Here is a 19,952-nt window from a genome sequence, read left to right on the forward strand (position 1 = left end):
AACACCATGGCTGCAACCAACAGGTTCGATGCGATTGTCATCGGCTCCGGCGTGAGCGGCGGTTTCGCCGCCAAGGAGCTGACTGAAAAGGGATTGCGGGTGCTGATGCTCGACAGGGGCCGCATGGTCGAGCATGGCGAAGGCTATCCCTATGACGGCAAGCCCGCCTTCGAGGTGCCGGCCCGCAACATGATGCCGAAGCCGCTGGTGGAGAAGGACTACTTCATCGCCCGCCATGGCTATGTCGCGCCGAGCAGCATGGGCTTCTACAACAACGACCGGCTGAACCCCTATGCCTATGACGAAGGCAGCAAATTCTACTGGATCCGGCCGGGCGCGGTCGGCGGCAAGTCGCTGATCTGGGGCCGCTGGAGCTTTCGCTGGAGCCAAGAGGATTTCGAGGCGAACAAGCGCGAGGGCGTGGATGGCGTGTGGCCGATCGGCTATGACGACATCGCGCCGTGGTATGCGAAGGTGGAAGACTATATCGGCGTTTCCGGCTCGCGCGAGAATCTGCCGCATCTGCCGGACAGCAACTTCCAGCCGCCGATGCCGATGAACGTCGCCGAGCAGTGGCTGAAGCAGCGGCTTGAGGCCCAGTTCCCGGGCCGCAAGCTGATCCATACTCGTCTGTCCAACCTGACCGAGGACAAGCCTGAACAGGGCCGCACCAAGTGCCAGCTGCGCAACCAATGCGGCAATGGCTGTTCGTTCGGAGCCTATTTCTCCACCCAGGCGGTAACGTTGCCGGCGGCGCGAGCGACGGGCCGGCTGACGTTGAAATCCGACGCGGTCGTCACCAACATCGAATATGATCCGGTGAAGAAGCGGGCGACAGGCGTGCGCTATGTCGACGCCAAGAGCGGCCAGGCGGAAGTGGTGCAGGCCGATCTCGTCTTCGTCTGCGCATCGGCGATGGCATCGACGCAGATCCTGATGAACTCCCGCGCGCCGGGCAGCGACCGCAGCCATTTCGACAGCAGTGGCACGCTGGGCCGCTATGTGATGGATCACATCTTCCGCGTCGGCGTGGAAGGCGAGATTCCGGGAATGACCGACCTGATCGAATATGGCCGCCGCCCCGGTGGCGTCTATGTTCCGCGCTTCCGCAACGTGGGCGGTGAAGAAGGCGTGGGCTTCCGGCGCGGCTATGGCTATCAGGGCAGCGCTCGGCGCGATCCTGCGGCGCCGGTCGGCTTCGGGGCGGCGATGAAGCACGGGATGCGCCGGTATGGCCCGTGGCGCTTCTCGATGGGCGCATTCGGCGAGTGCCTGCCCTACAAGGACAACCGCGTGTCGCTCCATTCGAGCAAGGTGGATCGGTTCGGGGTGCCGCTGATGCGCTTCGACGTGACCTTCCGCGAGAATGAACTGCGGATGATGGCCGATGCGCGTACGCAGGGCGAGGCGATGCTGAAGGCGGCGGGCCTGACCAACATCCGCAGCTATGAAGGCGAGCATGTGCCGGGCGATGCGATCCACGAAATGGGCGGCGCGCGCATGGGCGCGGATCCGCGCACTTCGGTGCTCGACGGCTTCAGCCGCGCGCACGATGCGCCCAATGTCTATGTCACCGATGGTGCGCAGATGGCGTCGATTTCCTGCGTGAACCCGTCGCTGACTTTCATGGCGCTGACCGTGCGGGCGGCGGATCATGCGGTACGGCAGCTGCGGCAGGGGTGATCCGAAAGGGCGGCAGGCGCGTTATACGGCCCGCAGCGACACTCCCGTCGCGGGCGAAGGGGCAGGCGGCCATGGCATATCCTGGGCGGAATCGTATCGGCGCAATATTGTGCCTCGTCCTGCTCGCCGGTTGCGGGCGGGGCGAGCGCACCACCGACGACCCCGTGGCCCAGAACGTGGCAGTCGCCGCGGCGGAGGGCACGTCCGCGAACGTGGCCGCGGCGGTGGATTGTAGCAACCGGCCGGATTTCGTGCCGATATACGCCGGTGCGGAAATCACCCGCTGCGTCGCCGGGCCGGATGGGCTGGCCAAGGGGCATGTGAGCGGAACGATCGTCTATGAGACGATGGCGGCCCCGCGCGACGTGCTCGGCTGGTCCCGCGCGCAGGCAAATGCATCCGGCCTGCGCTATCGCCGAGAGAGCGAGACGATGTATGCTGCGGGTGACGAAGCCCGGCGCAGCGTGATGATCGTGGTGGACCGCCATGACGGCGGTACCCGCGTGACGGTGAACTGGGGCCGGGGAACATAACACCACGCTGCATCGATGTACGCCCGCGTGCGCATCGCGATCCCCGCCACCCGCGGGAGATGCCGGCTTGCGCGGGCATAACGCTGGGGAATGGCTTGCCGTCCGTGCAGCTTGGGATGAGAGAAAGTCCGGAAATGCGCCGTGGCGCATTTTCCGGGCCGGTGCCGTCTCGAAATGCGCGCGTTTGCGACGTTCCAAAGGGTTTCCAAGGCCCGGCGCCTCAACCCGCGACGATCTCCGCCACGCCGAAGGTGCCGCGCTGATAGTCGGCATAGGCTTGGCGGATTTCCTCCACCGTGTTCATCACGAACGGGCCATGGGCGACGACCGGCTCGTCGATCGGCGCGGCATGGCCGAACAGGATCAGCGTGGGCTCGTCGGCGTGAAGGGTCAGGGTATCGCCCGCGGACAGGCTGGCAAGGTGCCAGTTCGGCAGCGCGCGATCGCCGACCTTCACGCTGCCGCGGACCGCGTAGAGGAACAGGTCGCGCCCCGCGAGGCCGTCGAAGGTCAGCGTCGCGCCCGGGGCCAGTTCGGCCCAGCACAGGAACACGCCGGTCAGCGACTCAATCGGTCCGGCATGCCCGGCGAAACTGCCGGAGACGAGGTGAAGCGTCGCCCCCTCGCCCGTGGTCAACGCCGGAAAGGCGTCCGCCTGCAGCCCGACATAGCGCGGCGCGCGCATCTTCAGCGCGGCGGGCAGATTCACCCAGAGCTGGAGGATCTCCATCGGGCCGCCGTCGCGCTTGAATTCGGCGGGGGACACCTCGGCATGGACGATGCCGCGCCCGGCGGTCATCCACTGCACGCCCCCGGCGCGGATGATGCTTTCATGGCCCGCCGAATCGGTATGGGCGAGCGAGCCTTCGAGGATGAAGGTGACCGTTTCGAACCCGCGATGCGGATGCGGGCCGAACGGCAGGCCGCGATTGTTCGCCCCGTAGGTCTGCGGCCCGTGATGGTTGAGGAACAGGAAGGCGCCGATCTGCTCCAGGCCCGGCCCCGGTACCGGCCGGCGGGTGACGAGGTCGCCGATATCGTCGCGATAGGCGGCATGGGCGGAAAGCAGGGTGACGTCGGTCATCGATCGTGCCTCAACAGGAAGACGGCGTGTTCCGCCAGGAGGTTGGCCATGCCCGATCCGGTCTGCTGGTCGCCGGAGAGGAACCAGGCGCCCTCGATGGCGATGCCGCGCTCCTTCACCAGCGCGCGGAAATCGTCGACGGTGACATGGTGGATATTGGGCGTCGCATACCAGGCGATCGGCAGCAGCCGGGTGACCGGCATGCGGCCGCCGAACAGCAGCGAGGCGCGCACCCGCCAATGCGCGAAATTGGGGAAGGAGACGAAGGCGTGGCGGCCGATCCGCAGCAGCTGCTCCAGCACCCAGTCGGGACGACGGGTGGTCTGCAGCGTCTGGCTGAGAATCGCATAGTCGAAGCTGTCGTCGGGATAATCGGCCAGATCGGTATCGGCGTCGCCCTGGATCACCGACAGGCCCTGGCCCACGGCCGCCGCGACGTTGACGGGATCAAGTTCCAGCCCGCGCGCGTCGCAGCCATGCTGGTCGCGCAGCGCCGCCATCAGCGCGCCGTCGCCGCAGCCGACGTCGAGGATGCGGGCGCCGCGGTTCACATGGGATGCGATGATCGCGAGGTCGGGGCGGAGGGTCATGGCCGTTCTCCCGCGGCGAGGAAACCGCCGATCACGCGGTCGAGCTCGGGGCTTTCCAGCAGGAAAGCGTCATGGCCGAAGGGCGAGCTAAGCTCGACGAAGCTGGCCGGTGCGCCCGCGGCGTTGAGCGCATGGGCGATCGTGCGCGACTCCGCGGTGGGATAGAGCCAGTCGGTATCGAAGCTCACCACGCAGAACCTTGCCTTAGACGCACGGAAGGCGTTGGCGAGCAGCCCGCCATGCTCCTCGGCGAGGTCGAAATAATCGAGCGCCCGGGTGATATAGAGATAGGAATTGGCGTCGAACCGGTCGACGAACGCCAGCCCCTGGTGGCGCAGATAGCTCTCGACCTGGAAGTCGGCGTCGAAGCCGAAGGTCTTGGCCTCGCGGCCCTGCAGCTTGCGGCCGAACTTGGCGGTGAGCCCCGCTTCCGACAGATAGGTGATGTGTGCCGCCATCCGCGCGACCGCCAAGCCCGCAGCAGGCGGGTCCTGCGCCGCGTAATAGGCGCCGCCACGCCACTTGGGATCGGCCATGATCGCCTGGCGGCCGACTTCGTGGAAGGCGATGTTCTGCGCCGAGTGCCGGGCTGCGGACGCGATCACCACCGCCGCGCGCACCCGCTCGGGGAAGGTCGCCGCCCAGCTCAGCGCCTGCATGCCGCCCATCGATCCGCCGACCACTGCGAACAGCCGATCGATGCCGAAATGGTCGAGCAGCATCGCCTGCGCGCGCACCATGTCGCGGATGGTGATGACCGGGAACTGCATCCCCCAGGGCTGGCCGGTCACCGGGTTGATCGTCGCCGGGCCCGAAGAGCCGAGGCAACTGCCCAGAACATTGGAGCAGATCACGAACCAGCGATTCGTGTCGATCGGCTTGCCGGGCCCGACCATCCGCGCCCACCAGCCCGGCTTGCCGGTGACCGGATGTTCGGAGGCAAGATGCTGGTCGCCGGTCAGCGCGTGGCACACCAGGATGGCATTGCTCGCGTCGGCGTTCAGCGTGCCATAGGTCTCGTAGGCGATGTCGACCGGCGAGAACAGCACGCCGCCGTCGAGGCGCAGCGGCCCCGGCAGCGTTACCGAGCGGCGAAGGCCGAAACGCGGATCATCGGACATATCCGGCGGTTAGGCGGACGCGCGCGGACGTTCAAGCTTCCCCGCCACACGGCTTGCCAATCGGCCGCCATTCCTTCAATCCCCCGCCCCATGAACGCACCCGTCCCCAAGCCCTGGGTGATGGCCATCGCCCCTTATGTCCCGGGCCGTGCCACCACCGATTCGGGCAAGCCCGCCGCCAAGCTCTCGTCCAACGAGAATCCGTTCGGCACGCCCCAGGCCGCGCGCGACGCCTATGCCGCCACCGCGACCGAGCTGGAGCGCTATCCGGATGCGAGCGCCTTCGCGCTGCGCGAGGCGCTCGGCGCACATTACGGCGTCGAGCCCGAGCGGATCGTCTACGGCACCGGCTCGGACGAGGTGCTGCACCTCGCCGCCGGCGCGTTCGCCGGGGTGGGCGATGAGATCATCTATGTCCGCTACGGCTTCGCGGTGTACGACATCGCCGCCCGCCGGGTCGGCGCGACGCCGGTGGTGGCGCCCGATCGCGACTATGCAACCGATGTCGACGCGATCCTCGCCTGCGTGACCGAGAAGACCAAGGTCGTCTTCCTCGCTAATCCCAACAACCCGACCGGCACCTACACCGCACGCGAAGAGATTGCCCGCCTCCACGCCGCGCTGCCCAAGAGCGTGCTGCTGGTGCTCGACCAAGCCTATACCGAATATCTCGATCCCGAAGACGACGACGGCGGGCTCGACCTCGCCCGCACCCAGCCCAACGTGCTGGTGACGCGCACCTTCTCGAAGATCTTCGGCTTGGCTTCCGAGCGGGTCGGCTGGGGCTATGGCCACCCGGACATCATCGCCGCGATGCACCGCATTCGCGCGCCCTTCGCGTTCAGCATCGGCGCGGGTCGCGCGGCCGTCGCGGCGCTGGGCGACAAGGATTTCGTCGAGCACAGCCGTGCGCACAATGCGCAGTGGCGCCAGTGGTTCGCCGACGAGATCGCCAGCATGGGCAACAAGGGCGTCCGCGCGGTGCCCTCCAAGGCCAACTTCCAGCTCGTCCTGTTCGAGGGCGAAGTGACCGGCGAGCAGGCCTACAAGCACCTCATGGAGGACGGCTATATCGTCCGCTGGCTGCCCGGCCAGGGCCTGCCGCATGGCTTGCGCATCACCATCGGCACCGAGGAAGAGATCAAGGGCGTGGCGGCCTCGCTGCGCCGCTTGCTCGGCGCCTGATGCTGCCCTTCGCGCGCGTCACCATCCTCGGCCTCGGGCTGATCGGCTCGTCGATCGCCCGCGGCATCCGCCAGCACATGCCGAGCGTGCGCGTAACCGGCTATGACGCCGATCCGTCCGTGCGCGCAACGGCGGTGGCGATCGACCTGTGCGACGACGTGGCGGACAGCGCCGGCACCTCGGTGATCGACGCCGACCTCGTCATCCTGTGCGTGCCCGTCGGCGCGATGGGGGCGGCGGCCGCCGACATCGCCGCCGACCTGCCCGCAGACGCGATCGTAAGCGACGTCGGCTCGTCGAAAGGCAGCGTGATCGAGGCGGTGCGCGCAGCGCTGCCGGATGCGACCTTCATCCCGGCCCACCCGGTTGCCGGTACCGAGAATAGCGGCCCGACCGCCGGCTTCGCCTCGCTGTTCCACCATCGCTGGTGCATCATCACCCCGCCCGAGGGCAGCGACTCGCTCGCGGTGGAACGGGTGAGCGAATTCTGGCGGCGGCTGGGCGCTACGGTTGATACGATGGAGCCGGGGCATCACGATCGGGTGCTCGCGGTTACCAGCCATCTGCCGCACTTGATCGCCTATACGATCGTCGGCACCGCGTCGGATCTGGAGGAAGTCACCCAGTCCGAAGTGATCAAATATTCGGCAGGCGGCTTCCGCGACTTTACCCGCATCGCGGCGTCGGACCCGACGATGTGGCGGGACATTTTCCTGAGCAACCGTGAGGCAGTGCTGGACATGCTCCAGCGCTTCACCGAGGACCTGACCGCGCTCCAGCGCGCGATCCGCTGGGGCAAGGGGGACGAGCTGTTCGAACTGTTCAGCCGCACCCGCGCGATCCGCCGCTCGATCATCGACCAGGGCCAGGACGATGCGCGGCCGGACTTCGGCCGGTCGCACGAATAAGCGTCAGCTCCCCGTCACCGGGCGTTGCGGCTCGCGCGATACCATCTGCTGGCTCTGGCGCTGGCACGCGGCCTGTACGACGGGATAGTCGACATCGGTCGCGCGACGAAGCGCGCCTTCCATCGCTTCCTGGCAGGCGACTTGCGAGGTATAGCGGGCGGGTTCCAGACGGACCTGGCGGCAGGCCTGCGCATCGTCGCTGCAGCCCATGATCGCCAGCACGTAGAGCAGTTGGTCCATAATCGTGACCTCCTGCCTGATTGAACGGACAGACCTCCGGGCTGTTCCCGTGGTTGCGTCATGCCTGCCCGCGTCCCAGATTAGGGCAGATGCCTCCCGAAACCTCGTCCGCCAAGCTCGACCGGCCCATCTTCGGCACGATGAAGCGCTTCCTGCCGTATCTCTGGCCGCGCCATGCGCCGGGGCTGCGGGTGCGGATCGTGCTGGCGCTGCTGCTCGTGCTCTGCTCCAAGCTGGTGCAGGTCTATGGCGCACCCTTCGCGCTGCAGGGGGCGATCGACCGGATGGCCTCGGGACCGCGTGACGCGGTGTGGCTGATCATAGCACTCGTCACCGGCTATGCCGCCGCGCGGCTGGGCACGGTGCTGTTCGACAATCTGCGGAACGCCGTGTTCGAGCGGGTGGGGCAGGATGCGACCCGCCGGCTCGCCTCGGACGTGTTCCGCCATCTCCACCAGCTGAGCTTGCGCTTCCACCTCAACCGCCGCACCGGCGCGGTCACCAAGGTGGTCGAGCGCGGCACCAAGAGCATCGACACGATGCTCTATTTCCTGCTGTTCAACATCGCGCCGACGATCCTCGAGCTCGGCATGGTGCTCGGCATTTTCGGTACCCGCTTCGGCGGGTGGCTGGTCGCCGGCACGCTGGCGATGGTGGTGGTCTACATCGCCTTCACCCGATGGGTGACCGACTGGCGCTCGAAGCTGCGCGAGCAGATGAACGACCTCGATACCGGCGCCGTCGCGCACGCCGTCGATTCGCTGCTCAACTTCGAAACCGTCAAATATTTCAACGCCGAAGCCCGCGAGAGCGCGCGCTACGACAAGGCGATGACGGCCTATATGAACGCCGCGGTCACCAGCGAGAATTCGCTGGCCTGGCTCAATATCGGCCAGGCGGTGATCACCAACCTGATGCTCGCCGCCGGCATGGCACTGGTGGTGTTCGGCTGGTCGACCGGCCGCTTCACGCCGGGCGACGTGGTGCTGGTGTCGACGCTGCTCAGCCAGCTGTTCCGCCCGCTCGACATGCTCGGCTGGGTCTATCGTACGATCCGCCAGGGCGTGATCGACATGGGCGCGATGTTCGACCTGCTCGATACCGGGGCAGAAGTGAAGGACGCGGCCGACGCCCAGCCGCTCGCAGTGCAGCAGGGGCATGTGCGCTTCGAGGGCGTGCAATTCGGCTATGACGCCGATCGCCCGATCCTGAAAGGCATCGATCTCGACATTCCGGCCGGCGCCACCGTCGCCGTGGTCGGCCCTTCGGGCGCCGGCAAGTCGACGCTCGCCCGGCTGATGTACCGTTTCTACGACGTGACCGGCGGCCGCATCACCATCGATGGCCAGGACATTCGCGAGGTGACCCAGGCGAGCCTCCGCGCGGCGATCGGGATCGTGCCGCAGGACACGGTGCTGTTCAACGAGACGATCGGCTACAACATCGCCTATGGCCGCGAGGGCGCCACGCCCGAGCAGATCGCCGAAGCGGTGCGCGGCGCCTCGATTGCGAACTTCATCCAGGCGCTTCCCGACGGGCTCGACACGCGGGTGGGCGAGCGGGGCCTCAAGCTCTCCGGCGGCGAGAAGCAGCGCGTGGCGATCGCCCGCACGCTGGTGAAGAACCCCCCGATCCTGATCCTCGACGAAGCGACCAGCGCGCTCGACAGCCGCACCGAGGCCGACATCCAGGCGACACTCGAATCGATAGAGCAGGGCCGTACCACGATCGTGATCGCGCACCGGCTGTCGACCGTGGTCCATGCCGACCGGATCATCGTGCTGGAGGCGGGCCGCGTGGTCGAGCAGGGCACCCATGCCGAGCTGCTGCGCGAAGGCGGCATCTACGCCGAAATGTGGGCCCGGCAGGCGCAGGAGCGCGAGGAAGGTGAGGCACCGGTCGCGGAGTAAATCTGCGACGAAGTGTTTTATTTCGTCGATGGACGGAGTTTGGCGGACAGGGTATTCGGGTGCGTTCCTCGAATCGGAGCCTTGTCGATGCGCGTACTCGCCCTTGCCGCGTTCGCTGCGGTGCTTGCCTGCGTTTCCCCCGTTTCCGCCCAGATCGCCGTCGCCAAGCCCAAGGCAATGCCGTGGCGCAGCCTGATCGAATGGCAGCCCAAACAGGGCCCGGTGACCTATGCCAGCGACGACTTGCGGCTGACGGTCACCGCAAGCGAGGCAGCGAATCCCGACGAGCGGTTTGCCATTGTCACCCTCACCCGCTCGGGCATGGCGCCGGTGGTGCTGCGCGGCGAGCCGGGCATCGGCTGGCGCTTCGGAATCGGGCGGGTGGACGCGAAGGTGAAGGCGCCAGCCGTGCTGCTCGAGAGCTTCACCGGCGGCGCGCATTGCTGCAGCGTGATCGATGTGGCGGTGCCCGAGGGCAAAGGCTATCGCGTGGTGCGGCTCACCCACCGCGGTGTCGACGGCAAGTCGAGCGACATGTTCGACGCAGCGCTCGACGAATTCCCGATCGACCTTTCCGGCGACGGCATTGCCGATTTCGTGCTGACCGACGACGCCTTCCTGTACCGCTTCTCCAGCTATGCCGGCAGCATGCCGCCGCCGCTGGTGCTGAACATCCGCGCCGGCCGCACCGTCGACGTTTCAAAGGCACCCGGCTTGCGGCCGTTGGTGCTGATGCAGATGGCGGAGGCACGCGCCTATTGCACCGCGCCCGCATCCTTGGACAGCGAGCGTAACGGCGCGTGCGCCGGCTATGTCGCGGACGCGGCGCGGGCTGGGCAGTTTGCGGCGGCATGGCGGGTGATGCTGGCCCATTATGATCGGGAGTCGACCTGGAACCGGGCGCCCTTTCCGGCCGATCTGAAGGCATTTCTGCGCGAACGCGGCTATATCCGCTAGTACGCGATGATAGAGGCGCTGCCCCCGTAGCGGACGAGGGACGGCGCCACGGGCCAAAATCTGGCCGCCGCGCGTTGGCAGGGGCGAGGAGACGGGCAGATGCTGATACCATTCGGAGCCGCCGGGATCGGTGTGTTGGGCCTGGCCGGCTGGACTGCCTGGGTGGCGCGCAAGGCCGAGGAACTGGTGCCGGTCGATGGCCGCTTCGTCGATGTGGCGGGCGCGCGGCTGCATGTCGTGGAACTGGGGCCGCGCGATGTGGAAGGCGCGGCGATCGTGATGATCCATGGGCTGATGGGGCAACTGCGCAACTTCAGTCATTCGCTGGCGGGGCGGCTGGCGCACGACCATCGCGTGATCCTGGTCGATCGGCCGGGCTGGGGGCATTCCCACCTCACCGGTGCGCGGCCCGACCTGGCGGGGCAGGCGCGGATGATCGCCGAGCTGATCGCGCAGCTCGGCCTGGAGCGGCCGCTGGTCGTCGGCCACTCGATGGGCGGCGCGGTGACGCTGGCCCTGGCGCTGGCGGTGCCGGAGAGGATCGGCGGAATCGCTCTGATCGCGCCGCTAAGCCAGGTGGCGGAGCGGCTGCCGCCGGTGTTCCGCGGTCTGATGACGCCGCCGGGCCTGCGCGAACTGCTTTCCTGGACCCTGGCAGTGCCGGCGGCACTGGCACGCGCGCGGCGAAACGCTGTGGCGGTGTTCGCGCCCGATCCGGTGCCGGCCGATTTCGCAACCGCCGGTGGGGGCGCGCTGTCGGCGCGGCCCCAGGCCTATCAGATGGGCAGTTTCGAAGTGAATATGGCGACGCGGGCGATGCAGGCGATGGTGCCGCGCTATGGGGAGATCGCGATGCCGGTATCGATCCTGTTCGGTCGCGGGGATCGGGTGCTGGATCCGGCGCAGCATGGCGAGCGCACCGCGGCGGAAATCGCCGGCGCGCGGCTGACCCTGGTCGATGGCGGCCATATGCTGCCGGTGACGCATCCGGAGCAGACCGAAGCCTGGCTGCGATCGATCCTGGCGGCCGACAAGCGGGTCGACCGCCAGGCCATTGCGGATTAGCCTGTCCGGCATGACCGAAGCGATGACCTATGGGCGCTATCTTGCGCTCGACGACCTGCTCGCCGCCCAGCATCCCCGCTCGGACCGGCATGACGAGCTGCTGTTCATCATCATCCACCAGACCAAGGAACTGTGGCTCAAGCAGATCATCGCCGAACTGCGGCTTGCCAAGGCGCTGGTGCGCGGTGGCAAGCTGATCGAGGCCTATAAGGGCCTGGCGCGGATCAGCCGCATCCAGGCGGTGATGACGCTGAGCTGGGACGTACTGGCGACGATGACGCCAAGCGACTACACCCGCTTCCGTGAAGTGCTGGGCCCCAGTTCCGGCTTCCAGTCCGATCAGTTCCGCGCGGTCGAGACGATGCTCGGTCTGCGCGGCGGCGGGGTGCCGGGGCCGTTGACGATCGCGGCCGCCGCCGAACCCAGTCTGTGGGACGATGCCAATGCTGCCCTGGCGGCGGCCGGTTTTCCGCTGCCGCCAGCGGTGCTGGACCGCGATTGGCGCCAGCCCTATTTGGCCAGCGACCCGGTTCGCCTGGCCTGGGCGGCGGTGTATCGTGATCCGACCCGCTATTGGGACCTGTACCAGCTCGCCGAAAAGCTGGTGGATATTGACGATGCCCTGGCGACATGGCGCCACAAGCATGTGCTAACGGTGAGCCGGGTGATTGGTGGCAAGCCGGGCACTGGCGGGACGGCCGGCGTCTCCTATCTGGAATCGACCCTGGCCAAGCGTGCCTTTCCCGAACTCTGGTCGCTCAGGACCGATCTGTGAGCGGGTTCAAGCATTTGTTCCAGCGGGCGCTGGCCGCGGCGCCCGATCGGCTGCATTTCGCCGCACACAGCCATCATCTCTGGCCGGATGCTTCTTGGCTGGGGCAGCAGGCGGCGTGGGAGGATGCCGCGCGGCTGGCCGACCGGAAATGGGGCCGCGTGATGGAGGATATCTGGCCGGCGGCGCAGGCCGAAGCCGCCGCCGAACTGGGTCTGCCGGACCCTTCCACCATCGTGTTCGCTTCCAACACCCACGAACTGCTGGTGCGGGTCGCCTCCGCGATGGGGGCGGCGCGGCCGTTGCGCATCCTGGCCAGCGATGGGGAGTTCCACAGCTTCCGCCGCCAGTCGCGGCGCTGGGAGGAAGCGGGCAGCGCGATCGTCACGCGGGTGCCGATCGAGACGCTGGTGGAAACGGCACGCGGCGGTGGGTTCGACTGGATCGTCGCCAGCCAGGTGCAGTTCGGCACCGGCCATGTCTTCGACGGCATCGCCCATCTCGCCGCGCTCGCCCGGCCGGAGGGGCCCTGGGTGCTGATCGACGGCTATCACGGGTTCATGGCGATCGAGACCGACCTCGCTGCGGTGGCCGACCGGGTCTTTTACGTCGCTGGCGGGTATAAATATGCGATGGCGGGGGAGGGCGTCGGCTTCCTCCATGCGCCGCCCGGCTATGGCCCGCGGCCCGAGATCACCGGCTGGTATGCCGAATTCGAAGACCTGGCGCTGCCGCCGGGCACGATCGGCTATGCACCCGATGCTCGCCGGTTCCTGGGCGCGACCTTCGACCCTTCCGGGCTGTACCGGTTCGTGGCGGTGCGGGCGATGCTGGCGCGCGAGGGGCTGACGACGGCGGCGGTCAACGCCCATGTCGCGCCGCTGCGCGCGCAGTTGCTCGACGGGTTTCCGCTCGATGCCGAACGGCTGAACCCGGCGGCGGCGGATGCGCCGCAGGCGCGATTCGTTGCGTTACGCTCCCAGCACGCCGCGGCATGGCAGGCTGCTCTGGCGCGGGACGACATCGTTACCGACGTGCGCGGCGACGTGCTGCGGATCGGACTGGGGCTGTATCAGGACGCGCGCGATGTGGTGCGGCTGCGGGCTGCGCTCGCCGCGCTATGATCCGGCGACGGGGGTGAGGCCGAGGCGGCGGATCTCGATCGCCGGACAGCGATTCATCACCACCTTCAGGCCAGCGGCCTCGGCGCGGGCGGCGGCGGCTTCGTCGACGACGTCCAGCTGCATCCACACCGATTTGGCGCCGGCAGCGATGGCTGCATCGACCACCGCGCCGGCATCTTCAGACTTGCGGAAAATGTCGACCATGTCGAGCGGTACGCCGATCTGATCGAGATCGCGGAAGACGAACTCGCCGTGAATATGCTCGCCGGTAATCCGTGGATTGACCGGGATCACGCGGAAACCGTGCCGCTGGAGCAGCAGCATCACGCCGTTGCTGGGACGATTCGGCCGATCGGAAGCGCCAACCATCGCAATGGTGCGCGTTTCTTCGAGCAGCGCCTTGATGTCTTCGTCACGAGCCAGCGGCATAATTTTACCTCTTGATCCATTCATAGACCGAATCCGCCAAGGCTCCAAATGGCGCTGCGGCTTCGCTGTTTCCTGCGGCCGGCGGCGCGCCGGCGTCCGACGCGATGCGGATCGCCATGGCAAGCGGAATGCGGGCGAGGAACGGGATGCCGAGCGCGCCGGCCGCTGCCTCCGCGCCGCCGCTGCCGAACGGATCGGAAATGCCGCCGCAATGCGGGCAGCAATAGCCGGCCATGTTCTCGACCAGCCCGACGATCGGGACGCCGGCCTTGTTGAACAGATCGATCGCGCGGGCGGCGTCGATCAGCGCGAGGTCCTGCGGGGTGGAAACGATCACGGCGCCCGCCGGCTTGTGCTTCTGGATCATGGTAAGCTGTACGTCGCCGGTGCCGGGCGGCAGATCGAGTACCAGCAGCTCGGTATCGCCCCAATCGGCATCGACAAGCTGGCCCAGCGCGCCGCCCGCCATCGGCCCGCGCCAGGCGATCGCCTGCCCCTCGACGACGAGGCCGCCCATCGAGAGCAGCCGTACGCCGTGCGCGGTTTCGATGGGGAGCAGCGTCTTCTCGCGGGCTTGCGGGCGAATGCCATCAACGCCCATCAGCTTGGGTTGCGACGGGCCATAGATGTCCGCATCGACCAGCCCAACCTTCAGGCCCTTGCGTGCCAGCGCGATGGCCAGATTGGCGGAGACGGTGGATTTGCCGACACCGCCCTTGCCGCTAGCCACCGCAAGGATGCGGCGCGTGCGCCGTTCGCTGGTACGCAACAGCCTTATGTCCTGCACCTCCGGCAGCGCCCTGGCGGCGGCGCGGACATCGGCTTCGAGTGCCGATTGCACCTCGGGCGCCAGGTCGGTGACGTCGAGCACGATATCGGCGCGGCCCCCGGTCAGGCGGGCAGTGGCGCGCCCCGCGGACACGGAGGCGAGGGCGGCGGAGAGGCTGTCGGGCGTGGTCATGGCGCCGGACACATAGGGAGACAATCGTCGACTGCCACTGTAAATCCGCGGATCCGTCCTTATAAAGGCTGGCATGGCGAATAGTTCTGGCCGAGATATCCTGTCCGGCACCTTCCACAATGAGGCGCCCAAAAGTCCCTGGGGCGGCGGCAATGGCGGCGGTTCGGACAAGGGCGGCGGGCCGCGCAACCCCTGGTCGGTGCCGCCCGGCGGCCGGCGTACCGGGAATGGCAGTGCGAGCGCGATCGACGAGTTGTGGCGCCGCGCCCGCAACGGCGGCGGTGGCGGCTTCCCCGGCGTGCCGAGCGGATCGCGGCTGTGGCTGTTGATCCTGGCGGCGCTGATCGGCATCTGGGTAATGTTCACCTCGATCCACCCGATCGGTCCGCGCGAAAAGGGCGTGGTGACGTTCCTCGGACGCTATTCGGGCACGCTCGATCCCGGCATCCGGTTCACGCTGCCGGCGCCATTCCAGCTGGTCGATGTCGTCGACGTCGGCAATATTCGTACCGAGAACTTCCCGGCGAGCGGCGAGAATCTGATGCTCACCGGCGGCCAGAACATCGTCGATCTTGCTTATTCGGTGCGGTGGGACGTGCGCAGTGCGCCGCTCTATGTGTTCCAGCTTTCCGATCCGCGCGAAACCGTGCGTGCCACCGCCGAAAGCGCGATGCGTGCAGTGATCGCCAACACCTCGCTGAACGAGGCGATCGGCGAGGGCCGCTCGCAGATCGAAGCCGAGGCGCAGGTGCTGATGCAGCAGATCCTGGACGAATATCAGTCCGGCATCCGCATCCAGGGCGTGGCCGTGCAGAAGGCCGCGGCGCCTAGCCAGGTGGATGAGGACTTCAAGGCCGTGACGGCCGCCACGCAGGAAGCCGAATCCAACCGCAACAATGCCAACGCCTATGCCCAGCGCGTGATCGCCGCGGCACAGGGCGAGGCGGCCGAGTTCGACAAGATCTACGAGCAGTACAAGCTGGCGCCCGAAGTGACCAAGCGCCGCCTGTATTATGAAACCATGGAGTCCGTGCTGGCCCGTACCAACAAGACGATCATCGAGGCGCCGGGCGTGAACAGCTATCTGCCGCTGCCGCAACTGCGCGGACGCGGCGGCACCGAACCGAACGCCGCGAAGGGAGACGCCAAGTGACCGGCTGGATCCGCAACCCGATCTCGCTCGTCGTCGCGGTGATCCTGCTGCTCATCCTGTTGATGAGCACCGTCTCGATCGTCCCGGAGACCAAGCAGGCAGTCGTCCTGCGGCTGGAGAAGCCGTACCGCACCGTCAACGCCTATCAGAACGGCGAGAATTTCGGCCGCACCGGCGCCGGCCCGGTATTCCGCATTCCGTTCGTCGACCGCCTTGTCTGGGTCGACAAGCGCGTGCTCGACGTCGAACTGCCCGGTGAACCGGTGCTGTCCACCGATCAACTGCGGCTCGAGATCGATGCCTATGCGCGCTACCGGATCACCGATCCGCTGCGCATGGTGGTGACGGTGGGCAATGAAGAGCGGCTGCGGGAGCAACTGCAGCCGCTGCTGCGCTCGTCGCTGCGCAACGAATTGGGCAAGCGCCGTTCTGAGGTGCTGCTGAGCCCCGAGCGTGGGCAGGTAATGGACAATATCCAGACCTCGCTCCAGCGCCTCGCCAGCCAGTATGGCGTCGCGATTGTCGACGTGCGGATCAAGCAGACCGAATTGCCGACGGGCTCGCCGCTCGACAGCGCGCTGACCCGGATGGCGAGCGCGCGGCGCCAGGAGGCGGAGACGATCAAGGCCCAGGGCCTGAAGGATGCGCAGATCATCCGCGCCAACGCCCAGGCGCAGGCGGCGCAGATCTATGCCGCGGCTTTCAACAAGGACCCCAACTTCTACGACTTCTATCGCGCGATGCAGTCCTATCGGACCACCTTCCTGAGCCCTGACGCCAAGGGCGAGAGCCAGATCATCCTGTCGCCGAACAATGCGTATCTGAAGGAGTTCACCGGGCAACGATGAGCCTGTCCGCTCGTTCATATTCAAATCCGGTTCAGCCGCGCTGCGTAGAAGCCAGGCTTGAGACGAATACCATTCCTTTCGAGAGGAAATGACCCCGTGCGTTACGCCTACGCCTTGACTACTGCGATTCTGCTGGGTGGCGCCGCCACCGCGCTCTCGCTCAACCAGCCCGCCGGCGCGCAAACCGCGCAGAACGAGCCGGGCACGATCCAGGCGATGGCGCCCAAGGCCGGCGCGCCGATGAGCTTCGCGGACCTGGTGGCGCGCCTCCAGCCTGCGGTCGTCAACATCTCTACGACGCAGCGGGTGAAGGTGAATGCCAACCCGTTCGCCGGCACCCCGCTCGAAATGTTCGGGTTCGGCAGCGGCCAGGGCCAGCCGGTGACGCGCGAGGCGCAGTCGCTGGGTTCGGGCTTCGTGATTTCGGCCGACGGCTATGTCGTCACCAACAACCATGTCATCTCGGCGGGCGCGCAGGGAGCGGTGGTCGAATCGATCACCGTCACCCTCTCCGACGGCCGCGATTTCAAGGCCAAGCTTATCGGCCATGACGCGGCGTCCGACCTTGCCGTGTTGAAGATCGACGGCGCCAACCTGCCGTTCGTCCGGTTCGGCGATTCGAGCCGGGCGCGGGTAGGCGACTGGATCCTGGCGATCGGCAACCCGTTCGGCCTGGGCGGCACCGTCACCGCCGGCATCATTTCCGCCACGCACCGCGTGACCGGCGCCGGGGCCTATGATCGCTTCATCCAGACCGATGCCTCTATCAACCGGGGCAATTCGGGCGGCCCGATGTTCGATCTCAACGGCAACGTGATCGGCATCAATTCCCAGATCCTGTCGCCCACCGGCGGCAATGTCGGCATCGGCTTCGCGATTCCGGCAGAAGAAGCCAAGCCGATCATCGACAAGCTGATGAAGGGCCAGACGATTACCCGCGGCTATCTGGGCATCCAGATGCAGGACCTGACCAAGGACCTCGCGGCCGGCTTCGGCCTGCCAACCGATCGCGGTACGCTGGTCGCGCGCGTCGAGCCGGGCCAGCCGGCCGACAAGGCAGGCATCAAGCAGGGCGACGTGATCGTGAAGGTCAACGGCCGCGACGTGACGCCGGAGCAGACGCTGTCCTACATCGTCACCAACGTGACGCCTGGCACGCGCGTGCCGATCGAGCTGATCCGCGACGGCAAGCGCCAGACCGTTACGGTGACCGTCGGCACCCGCCCGCCGGACGAACAGCTCGCCCAGTTCGATCCAAACGATCAGGACGGTGCCGATGGCGATGACGGTGACGACAGCGCAACGTCGGCGGCGAGCGCCTCGCTCGGCATCGGCGTCACCCCGTTGACCCCCCAGATCGCCCGGTCGATCGGTGTCGATCCGTCGATCGGCGGCCTGGTAATCCTGGGCGTCAATCCGAGCAGCGATGCCGCGGGCAAGGGCCTGCAGCGCGGTGACGTGATCGTTACGGCCAACCAGCAGCCGTTGCGCACCCCCGCCGATCTGAGCAAGTTGGTGGCCGCCGCGAAGGCAGCGGGGCGCAAGCAGATTATCCTGTTCGTCCAGCGCCGCAACGTCGGCAACTATATTCCGGTCGGCATCGCCGGCAACTGATCCGCCGCAAAGCGGCTGACCAGGGCCCGTTTCTTGCCTATGCCTGCACCGAACAAGGAGCAGGGACATGGTGCAGGAAGCGGGCCTTTTCGTTGGTGTGTCGGGCAGCGATCGGATCGAACTGAACCTGCGCCGCGCCAATCGCCACGGGCTGATCGCGGGTGCCACCGGCACCGGCAAGACGGTGACCCTGCAAGGACTGGCCGAGGGGTTTTCCGCCGCTGGCGTGCCGGTGTTCGTCGCCGATGTGAAGGGCGACCTGGCCGGCTTGGGCATGGCGGGCTCCCCGCTCGCCAAGCCGCACGCGGCTTTTGCGGCGCGAGCGCGGGCGATCGGGGATGGCGACTGGCAGTATCGCGCCGCGCCGGTGCAGCTGTGGGACCTGTTCGGCGAGGCTGGCCATCCGATCCGCGCCACCGTTTCCGAAATGGGGCCGTTGCTGCTCGCGCGGCTGATGGACCTAAACGAAGTGCAGGAAGGCGTGCTGACCATCGCCTTCCACGTCGCCGATGCCGAGGGGCTGCTGCTGCTCGACCTCGACGACCTGCAGGCGATGCTCGCCCACTGTGCCGAACGGGCCGAGGAACTGAGCACCAGCTATGGCAATGTCTCGAAGCAGAGCGTGGGCGCGATCCAGCGTCAGCTGCTTCAGCTACGGGCCCAAGGCGGCGCCCATTTCTTCGGCGAACCCGCACTCAACATCCAGGATTTCCTCGCCCAGAACGACACCGGCCGCGGCGTGATCAACATCCTCGCCGCCGACAAGCTGATGGCGAGCCCGCGGCTCTATGCCAGCTTCCTGCTCTGGCTGCTCTCCGAACTGTTCGAGACGCTTCCCGAGATCGGCGATCCGGACAAGCCGGTGCTCGTCTTCTTCTTCGACGAGGCGCATCTGCTGTTCGACGACGCCCCCAAGGCGCTGCTGGAGAAGATCGAGCAGGTCGTGCGGCTGATCCGATCGAAGGGCGTCGGCGTCTATTTCGTCACCCAGAACCCGATCGACATTCCCGAGGACGTGGCGGCCCAGCTCGGCAACCGCATCCAGCATGCGCTGCGCGCCTTCACGCCGCGCGACCAGAAGGCGATCCGCGCCGCCGCCGAGACGTTCCGCGCCAGCCCGGGCCTCGACGTGGCAACCGCGATCACCGAGCTCGCGGTGGGCGAGGCGCTGGTCTCGCTGCTGCAGGCCGACGGCGCACCCGCGCCGGTATCGCGCACGCTGATCCGCCCACCGGCCTCGCGCGTCGGCCCGCTCGCGGCGGACGAGCGCAAGGTGCTGGTGGAAACGGACGCGGTGGGCGCGGCATATGACATGGCGATCGACCGCGACTCCGCCGAGGAACTGCTCGCCGCCAAGCGCGCCGAGGCTCGCGCCGCTGCCGCCGAGGCCGAGGCCCGCGACGCCGCCGAGAAGGCCGCCGCCGCCCAGGCCAAGGAAGTTGCCCGCCGCGCCAAGGAGGAGGAGCGCGCCCGCATCGCCGCCGAGCGCGCCGTGGCGAACGACCCGCTCAACCGGGCGATCCGATCGGCCACCCGCTCCGCTTCCTCCGCCGCCGGCCGGGCAGTGGCGAACGAAGTCAGCAAGGCGGTGTTCGGTAGCAAGAGCGGCGGCGGAGTGCTTGGGCAGGTGGTGCGCGGTGTGTTGGGCGGTCTGTTCCGCGGCTGAACGCAGGAAAATCCTGTCCTTTCGCGGCCGCCGGTGCCACCATGGCCGCAATGCGATGGCGGGGTTTCCATGCTGATCCGATCTGATCGCCGCGGCCGGGTGTCGCGGT

The 19,952-nt window shown here is 67.4% G+C and carries 19 protein-coding genes; 13 read left to right on the forward strand and 6 right to left on the reverse strand.

The window, feature by feature from the left end:
• Positions 1–6: 6 nt before the first annotated feature.
• Complete coding sequence (locus tag DD559_RS02985; RefSeq protein WP_116467881.1) at positions 7–1,683, forward strand: GMC family oxidoreductase; 1,677 nt, start codon at positions 7–9, stop codon at positions 1,681–1,683.
• A gap of 71 nt (positions 1,684–1,754) precedes the next feature.
• Positions 1,755–2,216 carry a hypothetical protein gene (locus DD559_RS02990; RefSeq protein ID WP_116467882.1) on the forward strand — a complete coding sequence of 154 codons (462 nt, stop codon included), beginning with the start codon at positions 1,755–1,757 and terminating at the stop codon, positions 2,214–2,216.
• A 220-nt stretch (positions 2,217–2,436) separates the two neighbouring features.
• Here the strand turns inward: DD559_RS02990 and DD559_RS02995 are convergent, their stop codons facing one another.
• Genes DD559_RS02995 through metX form a run of 3 tightly spaced genes read right to left on the reverse strand, consistent with a single transcriptional unit; the run spans position 2,437 to position 5,011 of the window.
• Positions 2,437–3,300: a pirin family protein gene (locus DD559_RS02995; protein ID WP_116467883.1), complete on the reverse strand. Its 864-nt coding sequence runs from the start codon at positions 3,298–3,300 to the stop codon at positions 2,437–2,439.
• Positions 3,297–3,890, reverse strand: coding sequence for a methionine biosynthesis protein MetW (metW, locus tag DD559_RS03000; RefSeq protein WP_084584672.1), 594 nt, complete (start codon positions 3,888–3,890; stop codon positions 3,297–3,299). The genes DD559_RS02995 and metW overlap by 4 nt, the downstream gene beginning before the upstream one ends.
• Complete coding sequence (metX, locus tag DD559_RS03005) at positions 3,887–5,011, reverse strand: homoserine O-acetyltransferase MetX (RefSeq protein ID WP_116467884.1); 1,125 nt, start codon at positions 5,009–5,011, stop codon at positions 3,887–3,889. Before metX ends, metW begins: the two co-directional genes overlap by 4 nt.
• Before the next feature lie 90 nt (positions 5,012–5,101).
• Between metX and hisC the strand changes: the two genes are divergently transcribed.
• Entirely contained in the window at positions 5,102–6,196 is a 1,095-nt protein-coding gene (hisC, locus tag DD559_RS03010) for a histidinol-phosphate transaminase (protein ID WP_116467885.1), read from the forward strand.
• Entirely contained in the window at positions 6,196–7,104 is a 909-nt protein-coding gene (locus DD559_RS03015) for a prephenate/arogenate dehydrogenase family protein (RefSeq protein ID WP_116467886.1), read from the forward strand. The genes hisC and DD559_RS03015 overlap by 1 nt, the downstream gene beginning before the upstream one ends.
• 3 nt (positions 7,105–7,107) lie before the next feature.
• Here DD559_RS03015 and DD559_RS03020 read toward each other — a convergent pair whose 3' ends face one another.
• On the reverse strand, positions 7,108–7,344 hold the full coding sequence (locus DD559_RS03020) for a hypothetical protein (protein WP_116467887.1): 237 nt from the start codon (positions 7,342–7,344) through the stop codon (positions 7,108–7,110).
• A gap of 89 nt (positions 7,345–7,433) precedes the next feature.
• Between DD559_RS03020 and DD559_RS03025 the strand changes: the two genes are divergently transcribed.
• From DD559_RS03025 to DD559_RS03045, 5 genes are all read left to right on the forward strand, one after another.
• Complete coding sequence (locus DD559_RS03025; protein ID WP_165830961.1) at positions 7,434–9,254, forward strand: ABCB family ABC transporter ATP-binding protein/permease; 1,821 nt, start codon at positions 7,434–7,436, stop codon at positions 9,252–9,254.
• A gap of 87 nt (positions 9,255–9,341) precedes the next feature.
• Positions 9,342–10,211 (forward strand): hypothetical protein, encoded by an 870-nt coding sequence (locus tag DD559_RS03030; protein WP_116467888.1) that lies wholly within the window; start codon positions 9,342–9,344, stop codon positions 10,209–10,211.
• 99 nt (positions 10,212–10,310) lie between these two features.
• Complete coding sequence (locus DD559_RS03035; RefSeq protein ID WP_116467889.1) at positions 10,311–11,276, forward strand: alpha/beta fold hydrolase; 966 nt, start codon at positions 10,311–10,313, stop codon at positions 11,274–11,276.
• A gap of 10 nt (positions 11,277–11,286) precedes the next feature.
• Entirely contained in the window at positions 11,287–12,051 is a 765-nt protein-coding gene (locus tag DD559_RS03040) for a tryptophan 2,3-dioxygenase (RefSeq protein WP_116467890.1), read from the forward strand.
• Positions 12,048–13,172 carry an aminotransferase class V-fold PLP-dependent enzyme gene (locus tag DD559_RS03045; protein WP_116467891.1) on the forward strand — a complete coding sequence of 375 codons (1,125 nt, stop codon included), beginning with the start codon at positions 12,048–12,050 and terminating at the stop codon, positions 13,170–13,172. The genes DD559_RS03040 and DD559_RS03045 overlap by 4 nt, the downstream gene beginning before the upstream one ends.
• On the opposite strand, the gene DD559_RS03050 is transcribed toward DD559_RS03045, so the two are convergent.
• Both DD559_RS03050 and DD559_RS03055 read right to left on the reverse strand, forming a co-directional pair.
• Entirely contained in the window at positions 13,167–13,601 is a 435-nt protein-coding gene (locus tag DD559_RS03050) for a CoA-binding protein (RefSeq protein WP_116467892.1), read from the reverse strand. The genes DD559_RS03045 and DD559_RS03050 overlap by 6 nt on opposite strands.
• Before the next feature lie 4 nt (positions 13,602–13,605).
• Positions 13,606–14,562: a P-loop NTPase gene (locus DD559_RS03055; protein WP_116467893.1), complete on the reverse strand. Its 957-nt coding sequence runs from the start codon at positions 14,560–14,562 to the stop codon at positions 13,606–13,608.
• A gap of 73 nt (positions 14,563–14,635) precedes the next feature.
• On the opposite strand from DD559_RS03055, the gene hflK reads away from it, so the two are divergent.
• The 4 genes from hflK (at position 14,636) to DD559_RS03075 (ending at position 19,843) form a co-directional block, all read left to right on the forward strand.
• Positions 14,636–15,715: a protease modulator HflK gene (gene hflK / locus DD559_RS03060; RefSeq protein WP_116467894.1), complete on the forward strand. Its 1,080-nt coding sequence runs from the start codon at positions 14,636–14,638 to the stop codon at positions 15,713–15,715.
• Positions 15,712–16,563 carry a protease modulator HflC gene (gene hflC, locus DD559_RS03065; RefSeq protein WP_206364435.1) on the forward strand — a complete coding sequence of 284 codons (852 nt, stop codon included), beginning with the start codon at positions 15,712–15,714 and terminating at the stop codon, positions 16,561–16,563. Before hflK ends, hflC begins: the two co-directional genes overlap by 4 nt.
• A gap of 96 nt (positions 16,564–16,659) precedes the next feature.
• Complete coding sequence (locus DD559_RS03070; protein ID WP_116467895.1) at positions 16,660–18,177, forward strand: Do family serine endopeptidase; 1,518 nt, start codon at positions 16,660–16,662, stop codon at positions 18,175–18,177.
• Positions 18,178–18,244: 67 nt separating this feature from the next.
• The gene (locus tag DD559_RS03075; RefSeq protein WP_116467896.1) at positions 18,245–19,843 is read left to right on the forward strand and encodes a helicase HerA-like domain-containing protein; all 1,599 of its coding nucleotides are present in this window, start codon (positions 18,245–18,247) and stop codon (positions 19,841–19,843) included.
• Positions 19,844–19,952: the final 109 nt, after the last annotated feature.

It is taken from the genome of Sphingomonas pokkalii (assembly GCF_003096275.1).
Lineage (GTDB): Bacteria > Pseudomonadota > Alphaproteobacteria > Sphingomonadales > Sphingomonadaceae > Sphingomonas > Sphingomonas pokkalii.